This is a genomic window from Erwinia sp. E_sp_B01_1 (assembly GCF_036865545.1).
In the GTDB taxonomy this organism is placed as follows: Bacteria; Pseudomonadota; Gammaproteobacteria; order Enterobacterales; family Enterobacteriaceae; genus Erwinia.
In genome coordinates, this window is the sequence record NZ_CP142208.1 from 3,090,577 (window position 1) to 3,112,366 (window position 21,790).

Annotated in this window: 18 protein-coding genes and 1 tRNA gene; 8 read left to right on the forward strand and 11 right to left on the reverse strand. The window is 52.5% G+C overall.

Annotated elements, in window-relative coordinates:
* Position 1 precedes the first annotated feature (1 nt).
* The 3 genes from VRC33_RS14660 to VRC33_RS14670 all read right to left on the reverse strand — a co-directional run bounded on the left by VRC33_RS14660 (position 2) and on the right by VRC33_RS14670 (position 3,704).
* Entirely contained in the window at positions 2-916 is a 915-nt protein-coding gene (locus VRC33_RS14660) for a branched-chain amino acid ABC transporter permease LivH (protein ID WP_338557034.1), read from the reverse strand.
* A gap of 101 nt (positions 917-1,017) precedes the next feature.
* Positions 1,018-2,133 carry a branched-chain amino acid ABC transporter substrate-binding protein gene (locus VRC33_RS14665; protein ID WP_338557036.1) on the reverse strand — a complete coding sequence of 372 codons (1,116 nt, stop codon included), beginning with the start codon at positions 2,131-2,133 and terminating at the stop codon, positions 1,018-1,020.
* A 449-nt stretch (positions 2,134-2,582) separates the two neighbouring features.
* A complete protein-coding gene (locus VRC33_RS14670; protein ID WP_338557038.1) occupies positions 2,583-3,704 on the reverse strand; it encodes a Gfo/Idh/MocA family oxidoreductase in 1,122 nt (373 codons plus the stop codon).
* Positions 3,705-3,995: 291 nt separating this feature from the next.
* Between VRC33_RS14670 and VRC33_RS14675 the strand changes: the two genes are divergently transcribed.
* The 4 genes from VRC33_RS14675 (at position 3,996) to VRC33_RS14690 (ending at position 8,375) form a co-directional block, all read left to right on the forward strand.
* A tRNA-Asn gene (locus VRC33_RS14675) sits at positions 3,996-4,071 on the forward strand.
* 704 nt (positions 4,072-4,775) lie between these two features.
* Positions 4,776-6,026 carry a polysaccharide biosynthesis C-terminal domain-containing protein gene (locus tag VRC33_RS14680; RefSeq protein ID WP_338557040.1) on the forward strand — a complete coding sequence of 417 codons (1,251 nt, stop codon included), beginning with the start codon at positions 4,776-4,778 and terminating at the stop codon, positions 6,024-6,026.
* A complete protein-coding gene (locus VRC33_RS14685; RefSeq protein WP_338557042.1) occupies positions 6,023-6,886 on the forward strand; it encodes an ATP-grasp fold amidoligase family protein in 864 nt (287 codons plus the stop codon). The genes VRC33_RS14680 and VRC33_RS14685 overlap by 4 nt, the downstream gene beginning before the upstream one ends.
* A gap of 199 nt (positions 6,887-7,085) precedes the next feature.
* On the forward strand, positions 7,086-8,375 hold the full coding sequence (locus VRC33_RS14690; protein WP_338557043.1) for an FAD-dependent oxidoreductase: 1,290 nt from the start codon (positions 7,086-7,088) through the stop codon (positions 8,373-8,375).
* On the opposite strand, the gene VRC33_RS14695 is transcribed toward VRC33_RS14690, so the two are convergent.
* The 6 genes from VRC33_RS14695 to VRC33_RS14720 form a co-directional block, all read right to left on the reverse strand.
* Positions 8,335-8,955: a DUF998 domain-containing protein gene (locus tag VRC33_RS14695; protein ID WP_338557045.1), complete on the reverse strand. Its 621-nt coding sequence runs from the start codon at positions 8,953-8,955 to the stop codon at positions 8,335-8,337. The genes VRC33_RS14690 and VRC33_RS14695 overlap by 41 nt on opposite strands.
* 143 nt (positions 8,956-9,098) lie before the next feature.
* Entirely contained in the window at positions 9,099-9,983 is an 885-nt protein-coding gene (locus VRC33_RS14700; RefSeq protein WP_338564488.1) for a siderophore-interacting protein, read from the reverse strand.
* A 142-nt stretch (positions 9,984-10,125) separates the two neighbouring features.
* A complete protein-coding gene (locus tag VRC33_RS14705; RefSeq protein WP_338557046.1) occupies positions 10,126-11,355 on the reverse strand; it encodes an MFS transporter in 1,230 nt (409 codons plus the stop codon).
* A gap of 12 nt (positions 11,356-11,367) precedes the next feature.
* Complete coding sequence (locus tag VRC33_RS14710; RefSeq protein WP_338557048.1) at positions 11,368-12,795, reverse strand: EmmdR/YeeO family multidrug/toxin efflux MATE transporter; 1,428 nt, start codon at positions 12,793-12,795, stop codon at positions 11,368-11,370.
* Between the two features lie 167 nt (positions 12,796-12,962).
* Entirely contained in the window at positions 12,963-13,283 is a 321-nt protein-coding gene (locus tag VRC33_RS14715; RefSeq protein ID WP_338557050.1) for a DUF496 family protein, read from the reverse strand.
* 154 nt (positions 13,284-13,437) lie between these two features.
* Positions 13,438-14,496, reverse strand: coding sequence for an FUSC family protein (locus VRC33_RS14720; RefSeq protein WP_338564304.1), 1,059 nt, complete (start codon positions 14,494-14,496; stop codon positions 13,438-13,440).
* 221 nt (positions 14,497-14,717) lie between these two features.
* Between VRC33_RS14720 and VRC33_RS14725 the strand changes: the two genes are divergently transcribed.
* From VRC33_RS14725 to VRC33_RS14735, 3 genes are read left to right on the forward strand one after another with little or no spacing between them, the layout of a single operon-like run.
* Positions 14,718-15,473, forward strand: coding sequence for a gluconate 2-dehydrogenase subunit 3 family protein (locus tag VRC33_RS14725; RefSeq protein WP_338557052.1), 756 nt, complete (start codon positions 14,718-14,720; stop codon positions 15,471-15,473).
* 1 nt (position 15,474) lies between these two features.
* Positions 15,475-17,241, forward strand: a complete 1,767-nt coding sequence (locus tag VRC33_RS14730; protein ID WP_338557054.1) for a GMC family oxidoreductase — start codon at positions 15,475-15,477, stop codon at positions 17,239-17,241.
* Entirely contained in the window at positions 17,238-18,464 is a 1,227-nt protein-coding gene (locus VRC33_RS14735) for a cytochrome c (protein WP_338557056.1), read from the forward strand. Before VRC33_RS14730 ends, VRC33_RS14735 begins: the two co-directional genes overlap by 4 nt.
* Before the next feature lie 76 nt (positions 18,465-18,540).
* Here the strand turns inward: VRC33_RS14735 and sbmC are convergent, their stop codons facing one another.
* Both sbmC and dacD read right to left on the reverse strand, forming a co-directional pair.
* Entirely contained in the window at positions 18,541-19,008 is a 468-nt protein-coding gene (sbmC, locus tag VRC33_RS14740) for a DNA gyrase inhibitor SbmC (protein WP_338557058.1), read from the reverse strand.
* A gap of 124 nt (positions 19,009-19,132) precedes the next feature.
* Complete coding sequence (dacD, locus tag VRC33_RS14745; RefSeq protein WP_338557060.1) at positions 19,133-20,302, reverse strand: serine-type D-Ala-D-Ala carboxypeptidase DacD; 1,170 nt, start codon at positions 20,300-20,302, stop codon at positions 19,133-19,135.
* Positions 20,303-20,564: 262 nt separating this feature from the next.
* On the opposite strand from dacD, the gene VRC33_RS14750 reads away from it, so the two are divergent.
* A complete protein-coding gene (locus VRC33_RS14750; RefSeq protein ID WP_338557062.1) occupies positions 20,565-21,710 on the forward strand; it encodes an acyltransferase in 1,146 nt (381 codons plus the stop codon).
* The last annotated feature ends 80 nt before the right edge of the window (positions 21,711-21,790 follow it).

Below are 21,790 nucleotides of genomic sequence, written 5' to 3' on the forward strand. Positions count from 1 at the left end.
CTTACACCTTGGTGACCAGAGGTCGACCCAGTAAGCCTTGTGGCCGGAAGATCAGGATCACCACCAGCAGCGAAAACGAGAACACATCTTTGTAATCGGAATTCACCATCCCGGCGAACTGCGCTTCGGCAATACCCAACAGCAGACCGCCAAGCATCGCACCCGGTAATGACCCTATCCCGCCCAGCACGGCAGCAGTGAAGGCTTTGATGCCAATAATAAAACCGGCGTAAAAATCAAAGGTACCGTAGTTCATGGTCACCAGCACCCCGGCCAGCCCGGCCATAGAGGCGCCAATGACGAACACAATTGAGATCACCCGATCTGTGTTGATGCCAAGAATGGAGGCCATTCGCCTGTCCTGCTGCGTGGCACGGCAAATCCTTCCCAGCCTGGTGTACTGGATAATCCACGTCAGCAGCAACATGCCCGCCAGCGCAGCGACCAGGATAAAGACTTTGGTCCAGGTAATCTGTACCACACCATCGCCGACCTCAAACCGCAGCACGCCGGTCAGCAAGGTTGGGATCCCCTGCTGGTTTGGCCCCTGGCTGATTTGAGCGTAGTTTTGCAAAATCAGTGACATGCCGATGGCTGAGATCAGCGGAGCGAGGCGGGTTGAGTTACGTAAGGGCCGGTAAGCTATGCGCTCGATGGCAAAGCCATACACGCCGGTGACCACGATAGTGAAGATCAGCGTGCCGAAGATCAGCAGCGGAAATGAGTGAATGCCAAAGTACGAGAGCAGCGCGAGGCCGATTGCGCAGAGATAAGCGGAGATCATATAAACTTCACCGTGGGCGAAGTTGATCATGCCGATGATGCCGTAAACCATGGTGTAGCCGATGGCAATCAGACCATAGACCGCCCCCAGCGTCAGCCCGTTGATCAGCTGTTGCAGAAAGAATGCTTCCATTGTGTACCGTCCCAGCAGTGATAAGCCAGCCGCTGGCGGTTATGCCGTGGCTGGCTTTTGGATACGACGTCCTGCCCGTCAGGCAGGACGATGGGCCAGGATCAAAGCTGGTGATATTTGCCTTTGTCATCCCACTGGTAAACCACGTAATCCGAGACTTTCAGATCGCCCTTTCCGTCCCAGGATTTTGCCCCCATCACCGTGTCCACACTGTGGGACTTCAGCCACTCACTGGCTTTGGCATTGTCTTTGCCCGCGCCGTTGTAAGCTGCTGCAATCGCCTGGATAGAGGCATAGGCATACAGGGTGTAGCCCTCAGGCTCAAAGCCGCCCGCACGGAATTTCTCAATCACTGATTTCCCGGCCGGGATGGTGCGCGGATCGTTACCAAAGGTCATCAGCACGCCGTTGGTGTACTGCGGGCCGCCAGCAGCCGTTACCATCTCTTCAGTCACTATGCAGTCACCGGAGAAGAATTTCGCCTGCACGCCCTGCTCACGCATCTGACGGACCAGCGGGCCAGCTTCCGGATGACAGCCGCCGAAATAGACCACATCAGGCTTCAGAGCACCGATTTTGGTGACCAGCGCATTGAAGTCTTTCTCACCGCGTGACAGCCCCTCATACAGCACCTCTTTGGTGCCGCGTTTTTCCAGTGCTGCTTTGGTCGCATCAGCCAGGCCCTGGCCATAGGTATCCTTGTCGTGGATCACCGCGATTTTTTTCGCCTTCAGCACGTCAAGCATATAGTTGGCCGCCACCGTGCCCTGCTGATCGTCACGGCCGCACATGCGGAACATATCTTTCATGCCCCGCTCGGTGATTTTAGGGTTAGTGGAGCCGGGCGTTATGGTGAGCACGCCCGCTTCGTCATACACTTCGGAGGCTGGCATAGTAGAAGATGAACAGAAATGACCGACTACGGCAGAGACTTTAGATTCATCCACCAGCCGGTTTGCCACTGAGACAGCCTGTTTGGGTTCGCAGGCATCATCACCCTGCACCAGTACAATTTTCTCACCCTTGATACCGCCAGCGGCATTGATATCCGCCACCGCCTGCGAAGCCCCTTTCCAATACTGTGCACCGTAAGTCGCATTAGGCCCGGTAAACGGCCCGGCGACGCCAATCTTCACATCCGCATGAGCATACAGCGCGGTACTTAAACATCCTGCAATCACAACCTGTAGGGGTAACTTGATCAATTTCAGAGACATTCGGTATTCCTCAGCACTGTTCAGATTCAAACGCCAGACAACGGCGCTGGAAACATCATTGATGGGGGTTATTAACCTGATAAGCGAGCAGGCCGCGAGCGGCTGGTAATGATTAAGCAAAAATCCCGCCACTACGTTGAAAAACACCTGTTTCTTACGGTGACCGGCGGTTACAGGAGGCAATCAAGCGTTACCGGGCCACTGTTCAGGCGCACTTTCAGCAATGTCAGGAGGTGTTCGGCCATCACATGGCAGACTGGGACGCGCGGTATCCGGACCGGCCAGAATCGTAAACATAGCCGCACCCGGAGCAGGCTGCGCACTGCACTGGTGCAAATTTGCGGCAGGGATCAACACAATCAGCAATTATTTTTGAGCAGTGTGAGGGAGCTGGCAATCCACTATCTGCCAGCCGTACTGAAAACGGGCATACGGAGCCTGGCTGAGGATTACACCGGCATCCAGCGGCGTTCCAGCGCTGAGACGGCTATCGCTTCCAGCACTCTGGAAACCTGCAAGCCTTCAGCAAAGTCGGGCCACATTGGATCACCGGCGGCGATGCCGTTAATCAGGTCGCGGATCTCAACGGTTTTCTGGTCGTTGAACCCAATGCCATGCCCGGCAGAAATACAGAAGTTGGCGTAATCCGGGTGCGCAGGGCCGGTGAGAAGGGTTTTAAAGCCCTGACGCCCTGCCGGGTCGTCATGAATGTACAGCTCCAGTTCGGCCATCCGCTCCTGGGTGTAACGCAGCGTCCCTTTGGTGCCGGTCACGACATAGGTCAGCCCCATTTTACTGCCACAGGCAATGCGTGAGGTTTCAATCACGCCATGCGCGCCACAGCTAAAGCGCAGCAGCGCGCTGGCCTGATCTTCGTTTTCCACATCGCGAAGCCGGGAAGGATCTTTGGGGTCTGGACGCTGCCCGATCGCCGTCAGCATATCGCCGGAAACTTCGCTGATATTCCCCACCAGGTAATGAGCCATATTCACGATATGCGCACCCAAATCGCCTAATGCACCCAGCCCGGCAAGCGCCTTCTGGCAGTGCCAGTCCAGCGGCGTGGTGGGATTAGCCAAATAATCTTCGTTATGGGTGCCATAAAAATGCACCACCTCGCCTATCTCACCGCGGGCAATAATCTCTTTCGCCAGCTGGCTGGTGGGATTTTTCATGTAGTTAAAGCCAACCAGTGTTTTTACTCCGGCAGCCTCTGCCGCTCGCGTCATCTCTTCGGCATCAGCCACATCCAGCGCCAGCGGTTTTTCAGAATAGACATGTTTGCCATGACGAATGGCCTCCAGCGCCATCTCCTTATGCAGGAAATTAGGCGCACAGATGTCCACCACGTCGATATCCGGGTCTGCCACCAGCGCCCGCCAGTCTCCGGTGGAACGGTTGAACCCCAACAGAGCAGCCTGCTTCTTCGCCACCTCGGGGGTTACCTCTGCCACCATTTCACGCACGATTTCACCTTTCAGTGCAAAGACCGTGGAGGCCTGAGCATAAGCAATCGCGTGACAGCGTCCGATATAGCCGGTACCAATCAGTCCTATTCTGACCTTTTCCATTGAAGTTCCTTGCAGGTTAGCGGGATGAATGCATGGAATGTATATTTCAAAATCATCAGTAACAATCCTGAAATGAAATAAACGTGATCATTCTGACGAAAGTTGTTGTAACGCATGTTGAAACGAGGAGCGGTGATGCGGGGCGTTTCGCAAGCCGCGCAGGCGGTTAAACGCGGTCAACCTGAGGAATTTGCAGCAAAATGCTGCTTTATTCAGCAGTCAGTTAAAAAGTTGGAAACAGGCTTTGACATCCACCGGCCCTCTGGATACTATGCGCCCCGTTCAAACGATTCCTCTGTAGTTCAGTCGGTAGAACGGCGGACTGTTAATCCGTATGTCACTGGTTCGAGTCCAGTCAGAGGAGCCATATTTAGAAAAGCCCGCTCAGGGAAACCTGAGCGGGCTTTTTGCTTTCTGGCGTTTGACCTCTTTCCGCAGCAAAGATATCCTTCTTCAGGGTGCCTACACCTATTCCCTTATTCCTGTAGAAATATGACAGCTCAAATGCGCACTCAATAATGTACTGGTGCTATTGAAACGTTAGTTGATTCCCTCAGCAATCGATATATACAACATAAAAAAATAATATCATCTGGATCTGAATGAATAGTCAGTTAATGTAATAAGTAAGCGAAATATACAGCTTAAGGAATAATATCATCTGGATCTGAAAAACCCTCTGGCATGCAGGATGCGTAAACCTCTGTATTTATTCAAACAGGTGGAACTACATGATAATTACCCTGGCCATAAAACACTATTAATAAGTTGCCCGAAAAGTCTTGCAACTATTCTGATTCACTAAAAAAAACCTTCACTATTTTTATTCCAGCAGCCACAATAAAAACGCAATTAAATGATCGTAAAACTTAATAAAAGAATGGATCAGGGCAATTAAATGTATGAATGAGTGAACGTATGTACAAATGGATTAGGGTGACTGGTTATTCAGACCGACAATCACTTACCCGATTTATACAGCATTCACTTTTAAAAAATCAGCGATTATGAAGGAAAATCCTGAATCAAACATAACCCTGTCATCAAAATCAAGTCCATGTGAGAAATGAAATGTACTCTAACGCAATATGGATCATGCTGGAAAAGTCGATCAATATTATTGGTTTGATCTATGTTAATTCGCTTATGGCAAAGTATGTTGGTCCTGATAACTTTGGTAAAATTAATATCTCAACTTCGCTTTTTATATTTGTGCAAACACTGTCATGGTTTGGCGGCCAGAGTATCATATTCAAACGCATGAGTGAAAATGCAAAATCCGGTATCGCAATGGCGATGCATACTCAACATCAACGGCGTATTTTCTTTCTTCTGTCATCAAGTGCAGTGTTAATTTATTTATACCTCTTTACTGATTTTATTGTGTTTCTCTTTGGCGTTGCCAACTGTATTGCCACATATTATATCGTGATGGACTACTTTTCTATTTACAATAACACTCAGCTAAAATCAAAAATAAACACCATAACAAATGTTATTGGGCTATTTTTAGCTCTGGCAATCCGATACTGCATATCTTACTTCAAGTTGCCAGTATACTGCTTCACAATACCTATTATCATCATCCCTCTCGTACCTTACATCCTGCGCCTGATTTACTTCAAAAACACAACCACCCTAAAAGAAAACAACAAGGGATTTGGATTATATAACCGACATATGCTCTATACCGGAGGAGCTTTAATTTTATCCAGTTTATCAGCTGACATTTATACGCAGATATCTGGAATTTTTTTGGCTAAGGTGCTTTCTTATTCAACGCTGGGTATTTATAGCGTGGCTCTGACCATGGGCGGCGCCTGGTCATTTATTGTCCTGGCGCTGATAACCAGTTTTTTCTCAAAGATATACAGTGAAAAAAATGAAATTACCGTTGAAAAACTCCTTATTAAAGTCAATCGACTGGTCATCATGTTCTCCCTGATTGCTTTGGGAGGGTTCTATCTTTTTGGCGACTTCTTTATACATTTATTATATGGCGATAACTATATGGCTTCCGTCAATATCATTCCTTTCATCATTATGGGAACGATGTTCTCTTCGTTGGGGACCATTTGTTACAGGTATATGATAAAAGAATCCGGGTATACCTACCTGGCTAAAAAGATGTTGTTGTGTTGTATATTAACCATACCATTATCCTGGGTAATGATTAATACCTTTGGGATTAATGGGGCTGCATACTGTTTTTTGATTGTAGAGATTCTATCCTGCACCTTGCTTAATTACTTCTTCAGAAATAAAACCATCATCAAAATGCACCTTAATATCTTTAAACCAAGAGAGCTTAAATTAAAATGATAAAAAATACAGTTAAGTTAGCCCTACAAATCAGCGCCAACGTTTTCCCTCAGTCCTGTGCTAAAGCCCACTACTTTATTAAATTCAAGAGAAAACTCGACTTAAGAAAACCCACTAATTTCAATGAAAAAATTCAGTGGCTTAAGTTTAATGAATTCAGTAATGATATTTACACTATATGCGCTGATAAATATAAGGTCCGGGAATACATTTCATCAAAAGGCTGTGGTGAGATCCTTAATGAACTGTACGGCGTGTACGATGACCCTCAGGACATTGACTATGATGCATTACCTGAAAAGTTTGCGCTTAAATGCAACCACGGCGCAGGCTATAACATAATTTGCGATGATAAAGCAGCCTTAGACATTGAAAAAACCAACAAAAAACTGAACAAATGGTTAAATCAGGATTTCTCCACGCTTTTTATTGAACCACAGTATAAAAAAATTGAACGAAAAATCTTATGTGAAAAATACATTGAAAATGAGCAGGGTGGTTTTCCTGAAGACTATAAATTTTATTGTTTTAACGGAAAACCCTATGCGGTAATGGTTTGCTCTGGACGAGAGAAAGGCACACCAAAATTTTATTATTTTGATATGAACTGGAACCCGCTTCCTTTCGAGGATACCATTGAATTAATAGATAAAAATAGTTACCCAAAGATGCCGGAAGGTTTCAAAAAAATGAGAAGCTATGCTATTAAGTTAGCGTCTGACTTTAAATTCGTCCGGGCTGACTTTTACCTTCTGAACGGTGACGTTATTTTTGGCGAACTGACCTTCACCCCTTCAGCGGGACTGGACGTCACGCTTCAGGAAGCAGATATTATCTTAGGAAGCCAGCTGAAATTATAGTGTGAAGCCGTTATAAACAGACTTACCATTAGAGCAGGGAAGTGCATTATTACTCATTCTGCCGGCTCTTAATAAATGCTATTTTCCTGACAGGAATGTTTCGCGTTCTCCCTTCCCGCCCCCCATAAATTCTCCGGCAAACACTTCAAATGAGAACTATTATCATACATTCACTTTTGATGATTATGGGGCCCCTGATATGCAGACGGCATCACCTGAAAAAATTTCCACTGATTGCTGTATTGCTGGCGGCGGCCCGGCGGGGTTGATGCTGGGCTATCTGCTGGCGCTGGCAGGTGTTCGCGTGGTGGTGTTGGAGAAACACGCTGATTTTCTCCGGGATTTTCGGGGCGATACCATTCACCCCTCCACGCTGCAAATCCTGCATCATCTGGGATTACTGGATGAATTTCTTACCCTTCCCCATCAACGGGCAGAGAAGCTTCAGTCAGAGGCGGGGGGTGAAACAGTGACGCTGGCCGATTTCTCCCGGCTGCCGGTGAAGTGCCGGTTTATTGCATTTATGCCGCAGTGGGATTTCCTGAATTTCATGGCGGCCAAAGCTGCCGCGCTACCAAACTTTACCCTGCTAAAATCGACCCGCTTCGACAGCCTGATTTATCAGCAGGACAAGGGCAGTGAAGTCCATCCCTTCTCAGACGATCTCAACGGTAAAAAAGAGAGTGTGGTCCGTGCATCCCTGGGTGACAGCAGAAATGACCAGGTCTGTGGAGTACGGGCTACTGGTGGCGATACTCAAATTGAAATCCGTGCTCAGCTGGTCGTTGGAGCCGATGGCCGACGTTCTCAGGTTCGTGAGGAGGCAGGTCTTAGCGGACGGGCGTTTGGTTCGCCGCGCGATGTTCTGTGGTTCCGGCTGGTAAAGCGCCCGGAAGATCCTGAATGGAGTTCCGGCCATCAGGGGCCGAAGCAGAATTTCATTATGATAGATCGGGGGGATTTCTGGCAGTGTGGCCTTTCAATTCCGAAAGATGAATATCCGGCGATGATCGACAGGGGTTTGCCGCTGCTGAAAGATCAGGTTGCTGCCGTGGCTCCCTTTCCGGCGGAGCGGTTGGATGAGCTGGCCGAATGGGATGACTTTAAGCTGCTGGTCATCCGTATTGACCGGCTGGATAACTGGGCCAGAGAAGGCCTGCTCTGCATTGGCGATGCCGCCCACGCTATGTCACCCATTGGTGGGGTTGGCGTGAATCTGGCGATTCAGGATGCGGTTGCCACCGCTAACCTGCTGGCGACGCCTTTACTGAAAGGCAAGCTAACCCTGCGCCAGCTGAAAAAAGTGCAGAAACGGCGACAGTTTCCGACCTGCGCTACCCAGTTTATTCAAATCAAGATGAGTGGTAAAAAGCGTAAGGAGAGCCGGGGCAGCCCGATCCCAGGCCTGGTCAGGCGTTTCCCCTTCCTGCCCTACGTTTTCGGCTGGATTATCGGGATGGGGTTTCGGACAGAACGGCCACGTTTCTGACGCTCAGCAGCAGAAATCCGGTTAAAATCTGCCAGAAAGTAATGGGGTAAACCGAAGCCCGCTCCACGATCCCTGTTGGCAACAGATCGAGCGGGATGGCGACCATGCTGAGCAAACCCAAACAGCCCAGTATCAGGCTTAACCGGCTGTATGCTTTCGCGCCATTGCTGTTTCGCAATAAGCCGCCCACGGTAATCAGGCACAAATTGCCGCCGCCTATCGCCATCACGGCCCCAGCCTGATGAAGCGTAAACCCGCTGGCTGCCGTACCGCTGTGGTACAGCGCAATCATTACGCCGCCCATACCGTGCAGCAGGCCAGTGAACAGGAACAGGTTTCTCCCTGCCCCGCTGAACAGCGGACGCATCAACAGGCAGGCGATAAAGAACAGCAGCCCTTCAACTGCAAACCCTGCGTTCATTACCGCATGCAAGGGGGAGCAAATCTCCCGGCCATCTGCAATAACGCCGCAGTGGGGAATGCCCAGATCGCTGATGTAATTCCGGCTGTAAAGATAGGCAGGCTGCGACCAGGCCAGCGCGGCGACTTTCTCAGCCAGCAGATATTGCAATCCGCCCACGGCAAAGCTCAGGGCGGCAAGTTTTTCCAGCGGAGGTTCGCTCGCATACTCTTCCAGTTCATAAAGGTAATCAGTCTGTACAGCACGGACCTGGCTTGTCTGATGTATGCCTCACCTCAGACTCATCAGTTCACTAACCAGACTCAGCGGCCCCGCCCCTGGGTCCAGTAAGCCATAAAGTTCACCACTTCACGGTCAAGCTGGTACTCATCAATCAGGCAGTGACGCACTTTTTTGACCACGCCGGATTCCGCCGCAACCCAGGCACTGAAAGCATGTTTACCTTCCGCCCGCTCCCAGATAGTGTCTTCGGCCAAACTTTTCTCCTCCAGAGACTGCTCCGCCACGCGGGCGCAGTCCGGAAGGGCCAGATTTTCTCTGATCGCTGCCAGCAGCCTTTCCCCGTGAGGAGCACGATCGTCACGCCCCAGCCAGTGAATTTCGGCAAAGGGGAAATCGCCAGTCTGGGCATCAGCCAGCTGCGGTACTTCAAAAAAAGCCTGCACTTCTGGCGGCGCGGGCAACTTCGCCAGTTGTTCAAGAATGCCCACTGCGGCAGGCACCGCCGTTTCATCGGCAATCAGCAGCGCCTGCCTGATGCCTTCATGCCAGATCCACTCATAGCCCCCGCTGTCTTCCAGCGAGGCACCGTTAGGGGCAACTATCTGCATTTTTGTCCCCGGGGTGGCGTGCATCGCCCAGCGTGAGGCGGGGCCGGTTTCACCGTGCAGCACAAATTCCACATCCGCTTCTTTCGCTTCCTGACGCAATGCACGCAGGGTATAGGTGCGCATCACCGGACGTTGCTCTTTAGGCAGCGCCAGAAAATCCTGATACCAGCCATCGCTGACCGGCATTGTTTTGCAGGAACCATCCTCACCAGCAAACAGTAATTTTATGCGCTGATCGGGGGATTCAAGTTTCATCTCAGCCACATCGTCACCGGTAAAAACACAGCGCAATAATGAGGGTGTGACCTGAATACGCTGTTTCAGCGTGACATTAAAAATACGATAGCCCGCGGCCATATTATTGCTCCTGTGAGAAAAAGGGTCGCCGCCTCGGCGGTTATCACCCCGGCAATATAGCGATAATAATTATCATTTAAAAGATGAAATTACTCGCATCCCCTCCCCTTTCCTTACAGAGCCGTCAGACAGGTCCCCTTTATCAGCCGTTGTGCAACCGCTGGCGTCGACGTAAGCCAGGGAACCAGGCCATCCACAAGCCAACCACAATCAGGGTACCAATGCCGCCGACTGCCGCCGCCGGAGCCGCCCCCAGCCAGGCGGCCAGCATGCCGGACTCAAACTCGCCGAGTTGATTAGAGGTATTGATAAAGATGGAGTTGACCGCGCTGACCCGTCCCCGCATCTCATCCGGCGTATCCAGCTGTACCAGCGATCCACGGATCACCACGCTGACCATATCGAATCCGCCCAGTGCAAACAGCGCCACAATCGACAGCCACAACTGTTCAGAGAGAGCAAAGATTAGCGTAGCCACGCCAAAGCCAGCCACGGAGCCGAACATAATCATCCCGACGTTGCGCTCAAGCGAGCGACGGCTGAGCCAGAAACCGACCAGCAGGCCGCCCACCGCTGGCGCACCGCGCAGTAAACCCAGCCCCCACGGCCCGGTATGCAGGATATCTTTGGCAAAAATCGGCAGCAGTGCCGTGGCTCCGCCAAGCAGCACAGCAAACAGATCCAGTGAAATCACTCCCAGCACATCGGGGCGATTACGGATAAATTTTACCCCGGCAAAGACGCTGGCAAAGGTCGCTGGCGTGCGTTTCGGCGGGGCATGTTCATAACGCAGGCGGCTGACCATAACGATCGAAATCAGATAGAGCACGCCCGTGGTGGCATACACCACGCCAGGCCCGGCAACATAAAGAAAACCGCCCAGCGCCGGACCCAGCATCGAGGCCGTCTGCATCGATGCACCGTTGGCAGCTGTGGCTCTTGCCAGCATGGAGGGAGGCACCAGCGCCGGAAGCATTGACTGTAGCGAAGGCGCTTCCAGGGTTCTGGCGACAGAGATAATGAAAATCAGCCCAAGGATCATCACTTCATCAGTAAGATGAGCCAGCGTCAGCCCTGCCAGCAAGGCAATGGCGAGGCACTCGGTAACCTGCCCGAACAGCACCACGCGGCGGCGGTCAAACTGGTCGGCAACGTGGCCAGCGGGTAAGGCCAGCAGCACCGCAGGCAGAAACTGGACCAGGCCAATCAGGCCCAGATCCCATGCGCGCCCGGTGATGGAATAAATCTGCCAGCCCACGGCGATAGAGAGCATCTGAAAGCCAAAGCTGGAGGTGGTGCGGGCCAGCCAGAAAGCGACAAACGAGCGATGTTGCAGCAGGGACTCTGTCCCTGCAGGTGAAGAAGAACGCATAACTATTCCTGATTAAGATGACGGACTTTTGCGGTATTTCCACAGCCAACGGCCACTATTAAGGCGGCGGAAGAAGAAGAGCCCCCGCACTATCCAGTCCAGGAACATCCCCAGCCAGATCCCCACCACGCCAAAGCCGAGCAGCACGCCCAGGGTGTAGCCGGCGACTATCCGGCAGCCCCACATGCCCAGCAGCGAAACCCACATGGTGAATCTCGCATCCCGCGCGCCTTTCAGGCCGGCAGGTAACACCCAGGAGGCAGCCCAGAAAGGCATAAATGCCGCGTTAAGCCACACCAGAATTTTCACCACATGGATAACATCATCTTCGCTGGTGTAGAACGCGGCCAGGATGCCGGCAAAGGGCACCGTAATCGCGGCCAGCGCACACAGGCCAATGGTGGAGAGCCAGAAGATATGCCTGAGCTGGCGTTCCGGCTGCAACAACTGACCTTTACCCAGGCGGGTACCCACGATGATCGTCGCGGCAGACCCCAGCGAGTTGCCCGGCAGGTTAATCATCGAGGCGATGGAGAAGGCGATAAAGTTACCGGCAATCACGTCGGTTCCCATCCCTGCCACAAAGATTTGCGTCAGCAGTTTCCCACCGTTAAACAGCACCGATTCAATGCTCGCGGGCACGCCAATACCCAGCACTTCCATCAAAATGCTGGTATTTAAACGCGTGAAGTAGCTTTTCAGGGTGATTTTTAAACGGGGATTGAAGCCCGTCATCAGCACGTAGATCACCGCCACCGCACCAATATAACGGGTGACGGTTAACCCTATTGCCGCACCGTCGAAACCCAGCCCTTTCCAGCCGAGGCAGCCATAAATCAGCACGGTGCTGATGACGATATTCAGTATGTTCATTCCGCCGTTGATCAACATTGGAATTTTGGTATTACCTGCCCCCCGCAGCGCGCCGCAGCCAATCAGCGCGATTGCCGCCGCGGGATAGCTCCAGGCACTGATGGTGAGATAACTCAGCGCCAGGGTTTTTACCTCGGGTTCAGCACTGCCAGCGATGACATCGATAATCTGCTCGCCGAAAAACTCGATCAGTAGCGCAAGCAGCACGGCAAATACCGTCATCAGCACCAGTGACTGTCTGGCGGCAGCTTCGGCCCTTTCGCGATTGAGTTTACCGAGACTGAAAGCCACCACCACCGTGGTGCCAAGGTCGATAGCGGCAAAGAAGGAGATAATGACCATGTTGAAGCTGTCTGCCAGCCCGACGCCGGCCATCGCCTCCTTGCCTAACCAGCTGACCAGGAAGGTGCTGAGCACCCCCATCAGCAGGACACAAAGGTTCTCGAAGAATATCGGCACCGCCAGCGGAGTGATCTCACGCCAGAATAAAACCCGGTAGGAACGCCTTTTGGGATACCACGCCGTCTGCCTGATCGCCTGCTGCAGAGTGACCCTGAAGTTTTGCAAGATTGTTCCAACTGGAAAGAGGTAAGTAGGCTTAATTGATGATGGTAAAAGCCTGACAAATATGCAAAGTCTTTTTCTTCACGCTGCACAAAAAGGCGGTTTCAGGATCGTGCAGACGTGAAAAAGGGCGATCGGTGATCGCCCTTCAGGTATTCAGTTCAATGGCCTTACTGAGGTTTTGGCTCGCCCATTGATTTCAGTTTTTTGGAGAGGTCGCGACGCTCTTTCGAGAGATCGGCATTTTTGATGATGTAGTCATCAACGCGATCTTCGTAATCGCTGCGCATGCTGCCAATGATCTCCTGGATGGCTTCGACGCTCATGCCCGGTTTGATGTATTCGCTGAGGTTATCGAGCAGCAGGACGCGCTTCTGGTTATCACGAATTTTCTTTTCGTTGTCGTGAATCTCGCGCTGCAGCTTGTTCTTACGACGGAACATACGCACGAACTCCAGCACGTCCTGAAATGATTGCTTAGCATTTTCCATGAAGACACCTTTCGTTTAGGCCTGTTCGCACAGGCGTCATTATCGTAGCGCTCAGCTTAGCGGCACACCGCAGCCGAAGGCAATTTTCAAATTGTAGACTGGGGCCTATCTTAGCGCGAACCACTGATTCCCGCAGTAAGTTGTTGCAAATCGCTTATTTACGTAGCACCAGCCGCATCAGATCGGAGAGCCTTTCAAGCTGCCCCGCCATCTCCAGGCTCAGCCAGACGTAGCCGTGGATCGGTGTTTCCACCCATTCGTCGCTGTTGGATTCTTTGATCAGTTGCCGCAGCTCCCGGCTGATTTCCGCCAGCTCACCGCTGTTGGCGGCGATTTTCTCCGTGTTACCTTCGACGATCGCTTTCGACAGCTGGCGCAGGGTGTTTTCTGTCATTTCCTGGGTTCGCCGCAGAGCCGGTGCGTTCAGCATAATCAGATGGCTTTCCCGCCGGGTCCACCATGCGTTGAGCTGTAACTCAAGAGTACAGACCATATTGCGGTTCAGCGTCTGGATCCCTTCAAATACCGAGCGCGGAATTTTGGTCTCCTTACTGGAGGGTTCAATCAGCGCACGCATTTTCACCACGCCGGTTAACAGCCGCTGTAAAGGGCGCGTCAGACGGGGTTTCTCCACCAGATTAGGTGAGAAACCGGCATGGTAGATTTTGGCGGTTTCCAGCAGCGAATCCGACAGTTTGATCCGCCAGTGGGTATAGGCCTTCTGCGGGTAGATGCTGGAGAAGAGCAACGCCAGTAAGGACCCCAGAATCACGTCGCCTCCCCGCCATAACGCCGTGACCATATCACCGGGAGGCGCACCGCAAATCACCGCCAGGGTAATCCCGATCAGCAACGCCATATAGGGATGTTTACCCAGCGTCAGGAACCCGCACAGGAACATCACCACCGTACACCAGGCAAGCATGACCGGCAGTGAGATCAGTTCAAGCTTCAGGGCGATCAGCCCCGACACCGAGCCAAAAATGGTGCCGCCAATTCGCTGAACCGCACGAGGGAAAACGTTGCCCCAGGAGGAGATCGGCCCCATCACCACCACCAGCGTAATCAGCGGCCAGCTCCCTTCCGGGATATCCAGCAGGCGCACCAGCAGAAACGTCAGCACAAAGGCCAGCGCTATACGGATGCCATGCACCGTGCGGTAGTTACGGTAAAGGGTAAATTCGAAGGCCGATAACGGCTTGTCCGGGCGCAAAGCGATCTCCTGACGATAAATGAAGCTGGGCATGATACCCGATCGAAAAATGCACCGTCATTGATTCTGGCCTGATTTTTTGCTGAGAAATTCCTTACATATTTTATGGAATAACACTTATTAACAAAACAACAACACCTGTTATACATAATACTCTCGTCTTGTTCATATTTTTACAAAATTTTGGTGTAACTTTACAAACTGGAATAACAGGAAGCTTTATGCGCAAACCCACTCCAACGCAGCCCGGCGTGACGCGGCGGCAGGTTTTGACCTGGTCGACCGGAGCGATTGCCGCAACTGCTACCGGCATGGCCAAAGCTGTCACTCTGACCGGCACCCCCGGCTGGACCCCTTTTTCAGATAACCCGCCTGAAAGTTTTGATAATCAGGGCCTGCTCTTTTTGACCCAGGAGGAAGCAGAGACCCTTGATGCCATCGTTGACCGGTTGATCCCGGCTGATGAACTGAGCATGGGTGGCAAAGAGGCAGGCTGCACGGTGTTTATTGACCGGCAGCTACACGGCTTTTACGGCACTTTTGAACGTCTCTATATGGAAGGCCCCTTTGAGCAGGGCGTTCCGGAACAGGGCGATCAATCCCCACTGGTTCCCCGACAGCGTTACCGCCTCGGTATTGCGGCCCTGAACAAATACACCCAGTCCACCCATCAGAAACTGTTTAAAGATCTGCCCGCCGATCGGCAGGACGAAATCCTTCACGGCCTGGAGGAAGGGAAGATTGCGCTGGAGGGCTATGACAGCGCCACTTTTTTCGCTCAGGTACTGATCAACGCGATGGAAGGTTTCTTCGCCGACCCCATTTATGGCGGCAACAAAGAGATGGTCTCCTGGAAGATGCTCGGCTTTCCGGGCGCGCGTTATGACTACCGCGACGAAATCAGCCGTCATAACGAAGATCTCAAGCTGCAACCGGTAAGCATTGCTGACCTCTCCCCCCATAAGAAAGGATCCTGATATGGCGAAGAAACTTCCAAAAACCGACGTGGTGGTGATTGGCCTGGGCTGGGCCGGTGCGATCATCGCCAATGAGCTGGCGGATGAGGGGCTGAGCGTGATCGGCATTGAGCGTGGCCCGTGGCGCGATACCGCCCGTGACTTCAACGTGGCAACCGTGACCGACGAGCTGCGTTACGTTCAGCGCGAAGAGCTGATGCTGCGCACCCGACAGAACACCTGCACCATGCGTAATAATCCATCGCAAACCGCACTACCCATGCGCAGCTGGGGTTCTTTTCACCCCGGTAACGGCACAGGTGGCGCGGGCAATCACTGGGCGGGTATCACTTTCCGTTTTCAGCCGGAAGAGTTTCGCTTACGCAGCCATCTGACCGAACGTTACGGTGCCAGTGCTGTTTCCCCCGACCTCTCTTTACAGGACTGGGGCATGGACTGGAATGAAATTGAGCAACACTACATGCAGTTCGAACGCGTGGCCGGAACCTCCGGTAAAGCGGGCGTGCTGAATGGCGTGAAGCAGCAAGGCGGCAATCAGTTTGAGGGAACCCGCTCTGGTGAATACCCTACTCCACCGCTTAAGCAGCCTTATGGCCCGACGCTGTTTGCCGAAGCGGCCCGTAATATGGGTTACAACGCCTTCCCCGTGCCCTCCTCACTGGTCTCCGAGGCTTACACCAATCCTTACGGCGTGACCATGGGCCCCTGCACCTTCTGCGGTTTCTGCACCAACTATGGTTGCGCTAACTATTCGAAAGCCAGCGCTATTACTACCGTGCTGCCCGCCCTGATGCGCAAACCGAATTTCACCGCCCAGACCAGCTGTGAAGTGTTGCAGGTGCTGACCGACTCCACAGGGAAGAAAGCGACCGGCGTGACTTACATCGATTCCAGCGGGGACGAATGGGAACAGCCTGCCGATCTGGTGATCGTGGCGGCTTATACCTTTGAGAACGTGCGCCTGATGCTGCTTTCCAACATCGGTAAGGCTTACGACCCGGTAACCAATTCGGGCACCACTGGCCGCAACTACGCCTATCAGACCGCCAACGGCGTGACGCTGTTCTTTGACGACAAGAACTTTAATCCGTTTATCGGTGCCGGTGCGGTGGGCATGGGGATTGATGATTTCAACAACGATAACTTTGACCACAGCGGGCTGGGCTTCTTTGGCGGCGGCAGCATCCGCGTGACGCCAATCGGTGCCGCGCCAATCAACAGCCGTCCGGTTCCGCCTGGCACGCCCAAGTGGGGCTCGAAGTGGAAGCAGGCGGTGGTGAAAAATTACCTCAGCACTATGTCTATCGGCTGCGAAGCCAGCAGCTACACGCAACGCACCAACTATCTGTCGCTGGATCCTAATTATAAAGATCCCCACGGTCGTCCGTTGCTGCGAATTACTTTCGACTTCCCGGAGAACGATCTGCGTATGGCGCAGTACTGCACCGGCAAAGTGGCGGAAATAGCCAAAAGCATGAACCCGCGCGAAATCGTTTCCAAACCTACCAGCGGCCACTGGAACAGCGTGCCCTACCAGTCTTCTCACGTCTGCGGCGGCTTTGTGATGGGTGCCGATCCTTCCAACAGTTCGGTGAACAAGCATTTGCAGGTCTGGGATGTGCCTAATCTGTTTGTGGTGGGCGCTTCAGCCTTCCCGCAGAATCCTGGCTACAACCCTACCGGTACCGTCGGCGCGCTGGCTTTTAAAGCGGCACACGATATCCGCCAGTACTACCTGAAACGTCCAGGGGAGATGATTACCGCATGAAAAAGCGCACGCTCTTCGTACTCGCTGCACTCTCCCTCGCCGTGCTCGGCATCTCTGAGGCGTCGGCCCAGCCGGAATACGATCAGATCGAACGGGGGCGTTATGTGGCCATCCTCGGTGACTGTACGGCCTGCCATACAGCCAATCCGGCTAAGCCTTTTGCCGGTGGCGTTCAGCTGAATACGCCTTTCGGGGCTCTGGTAGGGGCGAATATCACCCCAGACCGTGATACCGGCATTGGTAACTGGAGTTTTGACGATTTCCAGCGCGCCATGTCAGAAGGTGTTGGCCACGGCGGTAAGCGTCTCTATGGCGCCATGCCTTTTACCGCCTATACCAAAGTTTCCCGTCAGGACAATGCCGATCTCTGGGCCTATCTGCAAAGCCTGCAGCCTGTTCATCAGCAGATAGAGTCTAACCAGCTGCCCTTCCCGTTCAATATCCGCACCAGCCTGATTGTCTGGAACTGGATGAACTTTGATAAAGGCGAATTCAGGCCGGATATGAGTAAATCGGCGGAATGGAACCGGGGTGCCTATCTGGTGGAGGGGCTGGGCCACTGTGGCACCTGTCATACGCCTAAAAATATGCTGGGCGGCGACGAAAGCAGCAAGTTTATCACCGGGGCGGTGGTTGAAGGCTGGTGGGCGCCTAATCTCACCAGTGATGAACACACCGGACTTGGGAAATGGACGCAGGAAGATGTTGTCAGCTATCTGCGCACCGGCGTTAACCGCTATGACATTGCCTCCGGGCCGATGGCTGATGCGGTGAAGAACTCAACCCAGTACTGGCGTGATGCGGATCTTAAAGCGGTGGCCACCTATCTGAAAGCCACCGCCAGGCAGGGCGATGACAAGCCTGCTCCGCTGGCTGCCGACGACAGCAGGATGAAAACCGGTGCCCTTATTTATGAAGCCAAATGTTCAGCCTGCCATGCGCCTCAGGGCCAGGGCGGTAAGAATATCTTCCCACAGCTGGCTAACAATCCGCTGGTCAATGCACCGAACGCCACCTCGCTGATCCATGTGGTGGTGGCCGGGAGTCGTGGCGTGGATACGGATACCCGGCCAACGGCACCGGCGATGCCCTCTTTTGCAGGCACATTAAGTGAGGATGATATGGCCGATGTCATTACTTATATCCGCAACAGTTGGGGCAATGCGGCATCACCCATCAGCGCCGGAGAGATAAAAGAGTTGAAAGAGGAGTTAAGGAAGTAGTTCAGCCTGAATGTTCTCCCTCTCCTGCAGCGGAGAGGGAGATTTCCCTTCTCAGAGAAACTTGTCTCGCGGAGCGTTATTCACGCTTATCGACCGGGATATAGAGTTCAATATCCCACTCGCCGCTTTCCGAGCCGTCATTCAGATAGTGATCGAAAGCTGGCCCCTCTGCCGGTACATGACCGCTATCAGGTAGCCACTCATCATAAAACTGATACCAGGGTTTGGTGAAATCACCGTCAGTGACGTGGACCCTTACCATGGCATAGGTTCCGGCAGGGATTTCAGAAATTAACACGCCTTCGCTGTCATCGGGCAGTTCAAAATCTGTCGGCACACCGATAACCGTATCAATTTCCAGCTCGTCTTCAGGCATCTCACGCGGGTTGCCGTGATAAACGCTCATCCACGGCCCCATCAGCTGGTGCTTATCAGTCCAGGCGGATAATTTATCAAAGCCTTCCGGGGCGGTCTTTTCAAACGGACCGACAAGATGAAAACCGGCGACCTTGCTGGCCTCGCGCTGCTCTACTTCAACATTCATCTGCATACTCCTTTTGGTGATGACCCGATAAAAACATAGAGTCATCAGATTGAGAGATCGAGAAGTTAAAAAGCCTTAATTCAGTTTTGCGAGATCGCCTGCAAAAGCGCCTGGCCGGTCCCGCTTAAAATTTCTGCTTCAGGTAATCGCCAATACGGGTGACAAAACCGGCCTCGTTGACATCCTGCAGGGCAACCAGCGGATAAGAAGCAAGCTCCTTATCACCGTCGATCAGCTGGATAGATCCCACCTGTTCATGCTGCCTGAGCGGGGCTTCCAGGCTTTTACGATCAATGACATATTTCGCTTTAATCTTTTTCACTTCCTCACGCGGCAGTGAGAGATAAACGTCTTTGTCGCTGCCAACGGAGACCTGGTGAGGATTGCCATACCAGACATTTTCATGACCGATCTCTTTTCCGGCATGGAAGAGCTGCACGGTATCGAAATTGTTCTGACCCCAGGTCAGCAGTTTGCGAGCCTGTTCTTCACGCCCTTTAGTACTTTTACCGCCCATGACTACGGCAATCAGGCGACGCTGCCCGTCCACGCTGGAGGCGATAATGTTAAAACCGGCACTTTCAGTATGGCCCGTTTTCAGCCCGTCCACATGTAAAGTCTTGTCCCATAACAAACCGTTACGATTCTGCTGGGTAATACCGTTCCAGGTCAGGGATTTCTCACTGTACATCTGATAAAAATCTGGCTCGCCGGAAATGATAGCGCGGGACAACTTCGCCAGATCGCCTGCCGTAGTGTACTGACCCGGCGCATCAAGGCCGTGGACGGTTTCAAAATGGGTATTGGTCAGGTTGAGTTTCTGTACGTACTGGTTCATCTGTTCGACAAAAGCAGACTGGCTCCCGGCCACATAGTCGGCCAGCGCCACGCAGGCATCATTACCGGAATCGATAATCACGCCACGGCTCAAATCCCGCACGGAAACTTTCTCACCCGGCTTAAGGAACATCAGCGAAGAGCCTTTAAATACCGGGTTACCCGCTCCCCATGCATCCTGCCCAATGGTTACCATGTCATCGCGCGTGATGCGCTTTGCATCAATCGCACGGTCAACCACATAGCCGGTCATCAGCTTGGTAAGGCTGGCAGGGTTGCGACGCTCATCGGCATTGCCCTGAGTCAGCACCTGGCCGGTGGTGGCATCCATCAATACCCATGACGCGGCATCAATAGCAGGTGCCGTCATCGGAAAGGCCATCGGATTCTCATCGGCCTGCGCCACGGAGGCAAAAGCCAAAACCACACTAATACTTGCAAGCTGACGCTTCTTCAACGGAACACCCTCAATAATCTGCTGTGAAAAAAAACCTGCCTGTTGTACGGGATCCGGCGATGATGTGCGTGACTAAATTGCAAGAAAATATTAATTTTCAGCTGATTAGCCAGGCAGGGTTTTGCCTGTTTTGCTGTGAAACAGAGCCGGACAGGTAAAGAATAATCCTGAAAATTTTACTTTAGGAACTCTAAACCTTGTTCCCCCTGTTTAGTGCTTTAGTCTTGGCTGACAAAAATTTACGTATGGAGGAAGTTTGATTATGTCAGCCACAAGAGGTTGGTCTACGGAACTGGAAGGATTACGAGGACTCGCTTCGCTTTGGGTACTGCTCGGCCATATCAGCTTACTGATCCACTGCCACATTCCCCTGCTCTCTTCACCGGGTATAGGTGTGGATCTCTTTATATTACTTTCCGGTTACCTCATGGCGAAAAACTACATTGAGCGCCAGCACAAGGAGCCGTGGGAAAGTGCCACAACCGTTAAGAAGTTCTGGATACGTCGCTTCTTCCGTATTGCGCCTTTGTACTACCTGCTACTGATCATCGCGCTGTTTTATGGCCCCTGGTTCGGTGAGATGCGCGATACCATCGCCCACTTCTATTCCGGCACGGCAACTGAATCCTCACGCTATACCGACCATTCACTGGCAAATATCCTGACCCACTTCAGCTTCCTGTTTGGTGTGCTGCCTGAGTTTGGATTCAACACGGTATTACCAGACTGGAGTATCGGGCTGGAGATGCAGTTCTATCTGCTGTTCCCGTTCATCATGCTGATAACAATGCGTTTCGGCTATGCCGCTTCGCTGATTGGTATCATGGCGTTGTGCTGTGTGGGACGTTATGTGCTGGCGGATTACTATGAAGCCTTTGAAATGCCTTCAATGATCCTGATCAAGCTGAACATCTTCCTGTCAGGCATGTTACTGGCCGAAGCGGTCAGGAAAAAATCCCTGCTTTATATCGCCTTTGCCCTGCTGGGACCGGTAGCCAGCGTTGTGATTGGGCTCGAAGCCATCCCGCTGCAAATCGCGATGGAAGTGCTGATGATTTTGGGGATGGCCGCGATCCTGTGGCAGTACGCCGAAGGCAGCCTGATGGCGGGTTTGATCGCGCTACCGCGTAAGGTACTGAACAATCGCTTCAGCACCTGGCTGGGTGACGTGTCGTTCTCAGTCTATCTGCTGCACCTGCTGATCGTCATTCCGGCTATCGCTTTGCTGCTAACGCATACAGGCCTGGGCGCTAAGAGCGATTTGGTCCGCTTTGCCACGGTATGCGTGGTGAGTATCCCGGTGACCTATGCCCTCGCTTCGCTGCTGTATCGCTTTGTGGAGAAACCTGGGGTGCTGATTGGGAAACGGGTTCTGGCGCCTGTGGCCGTTAGTAAATCTATGGGTTGATGGCAGCAAAACCGGTTAAACGCTTTACAGAATATTTTCATCCGGGGTAAGCACATCGCCTGCCCCAATCACAAACTTCA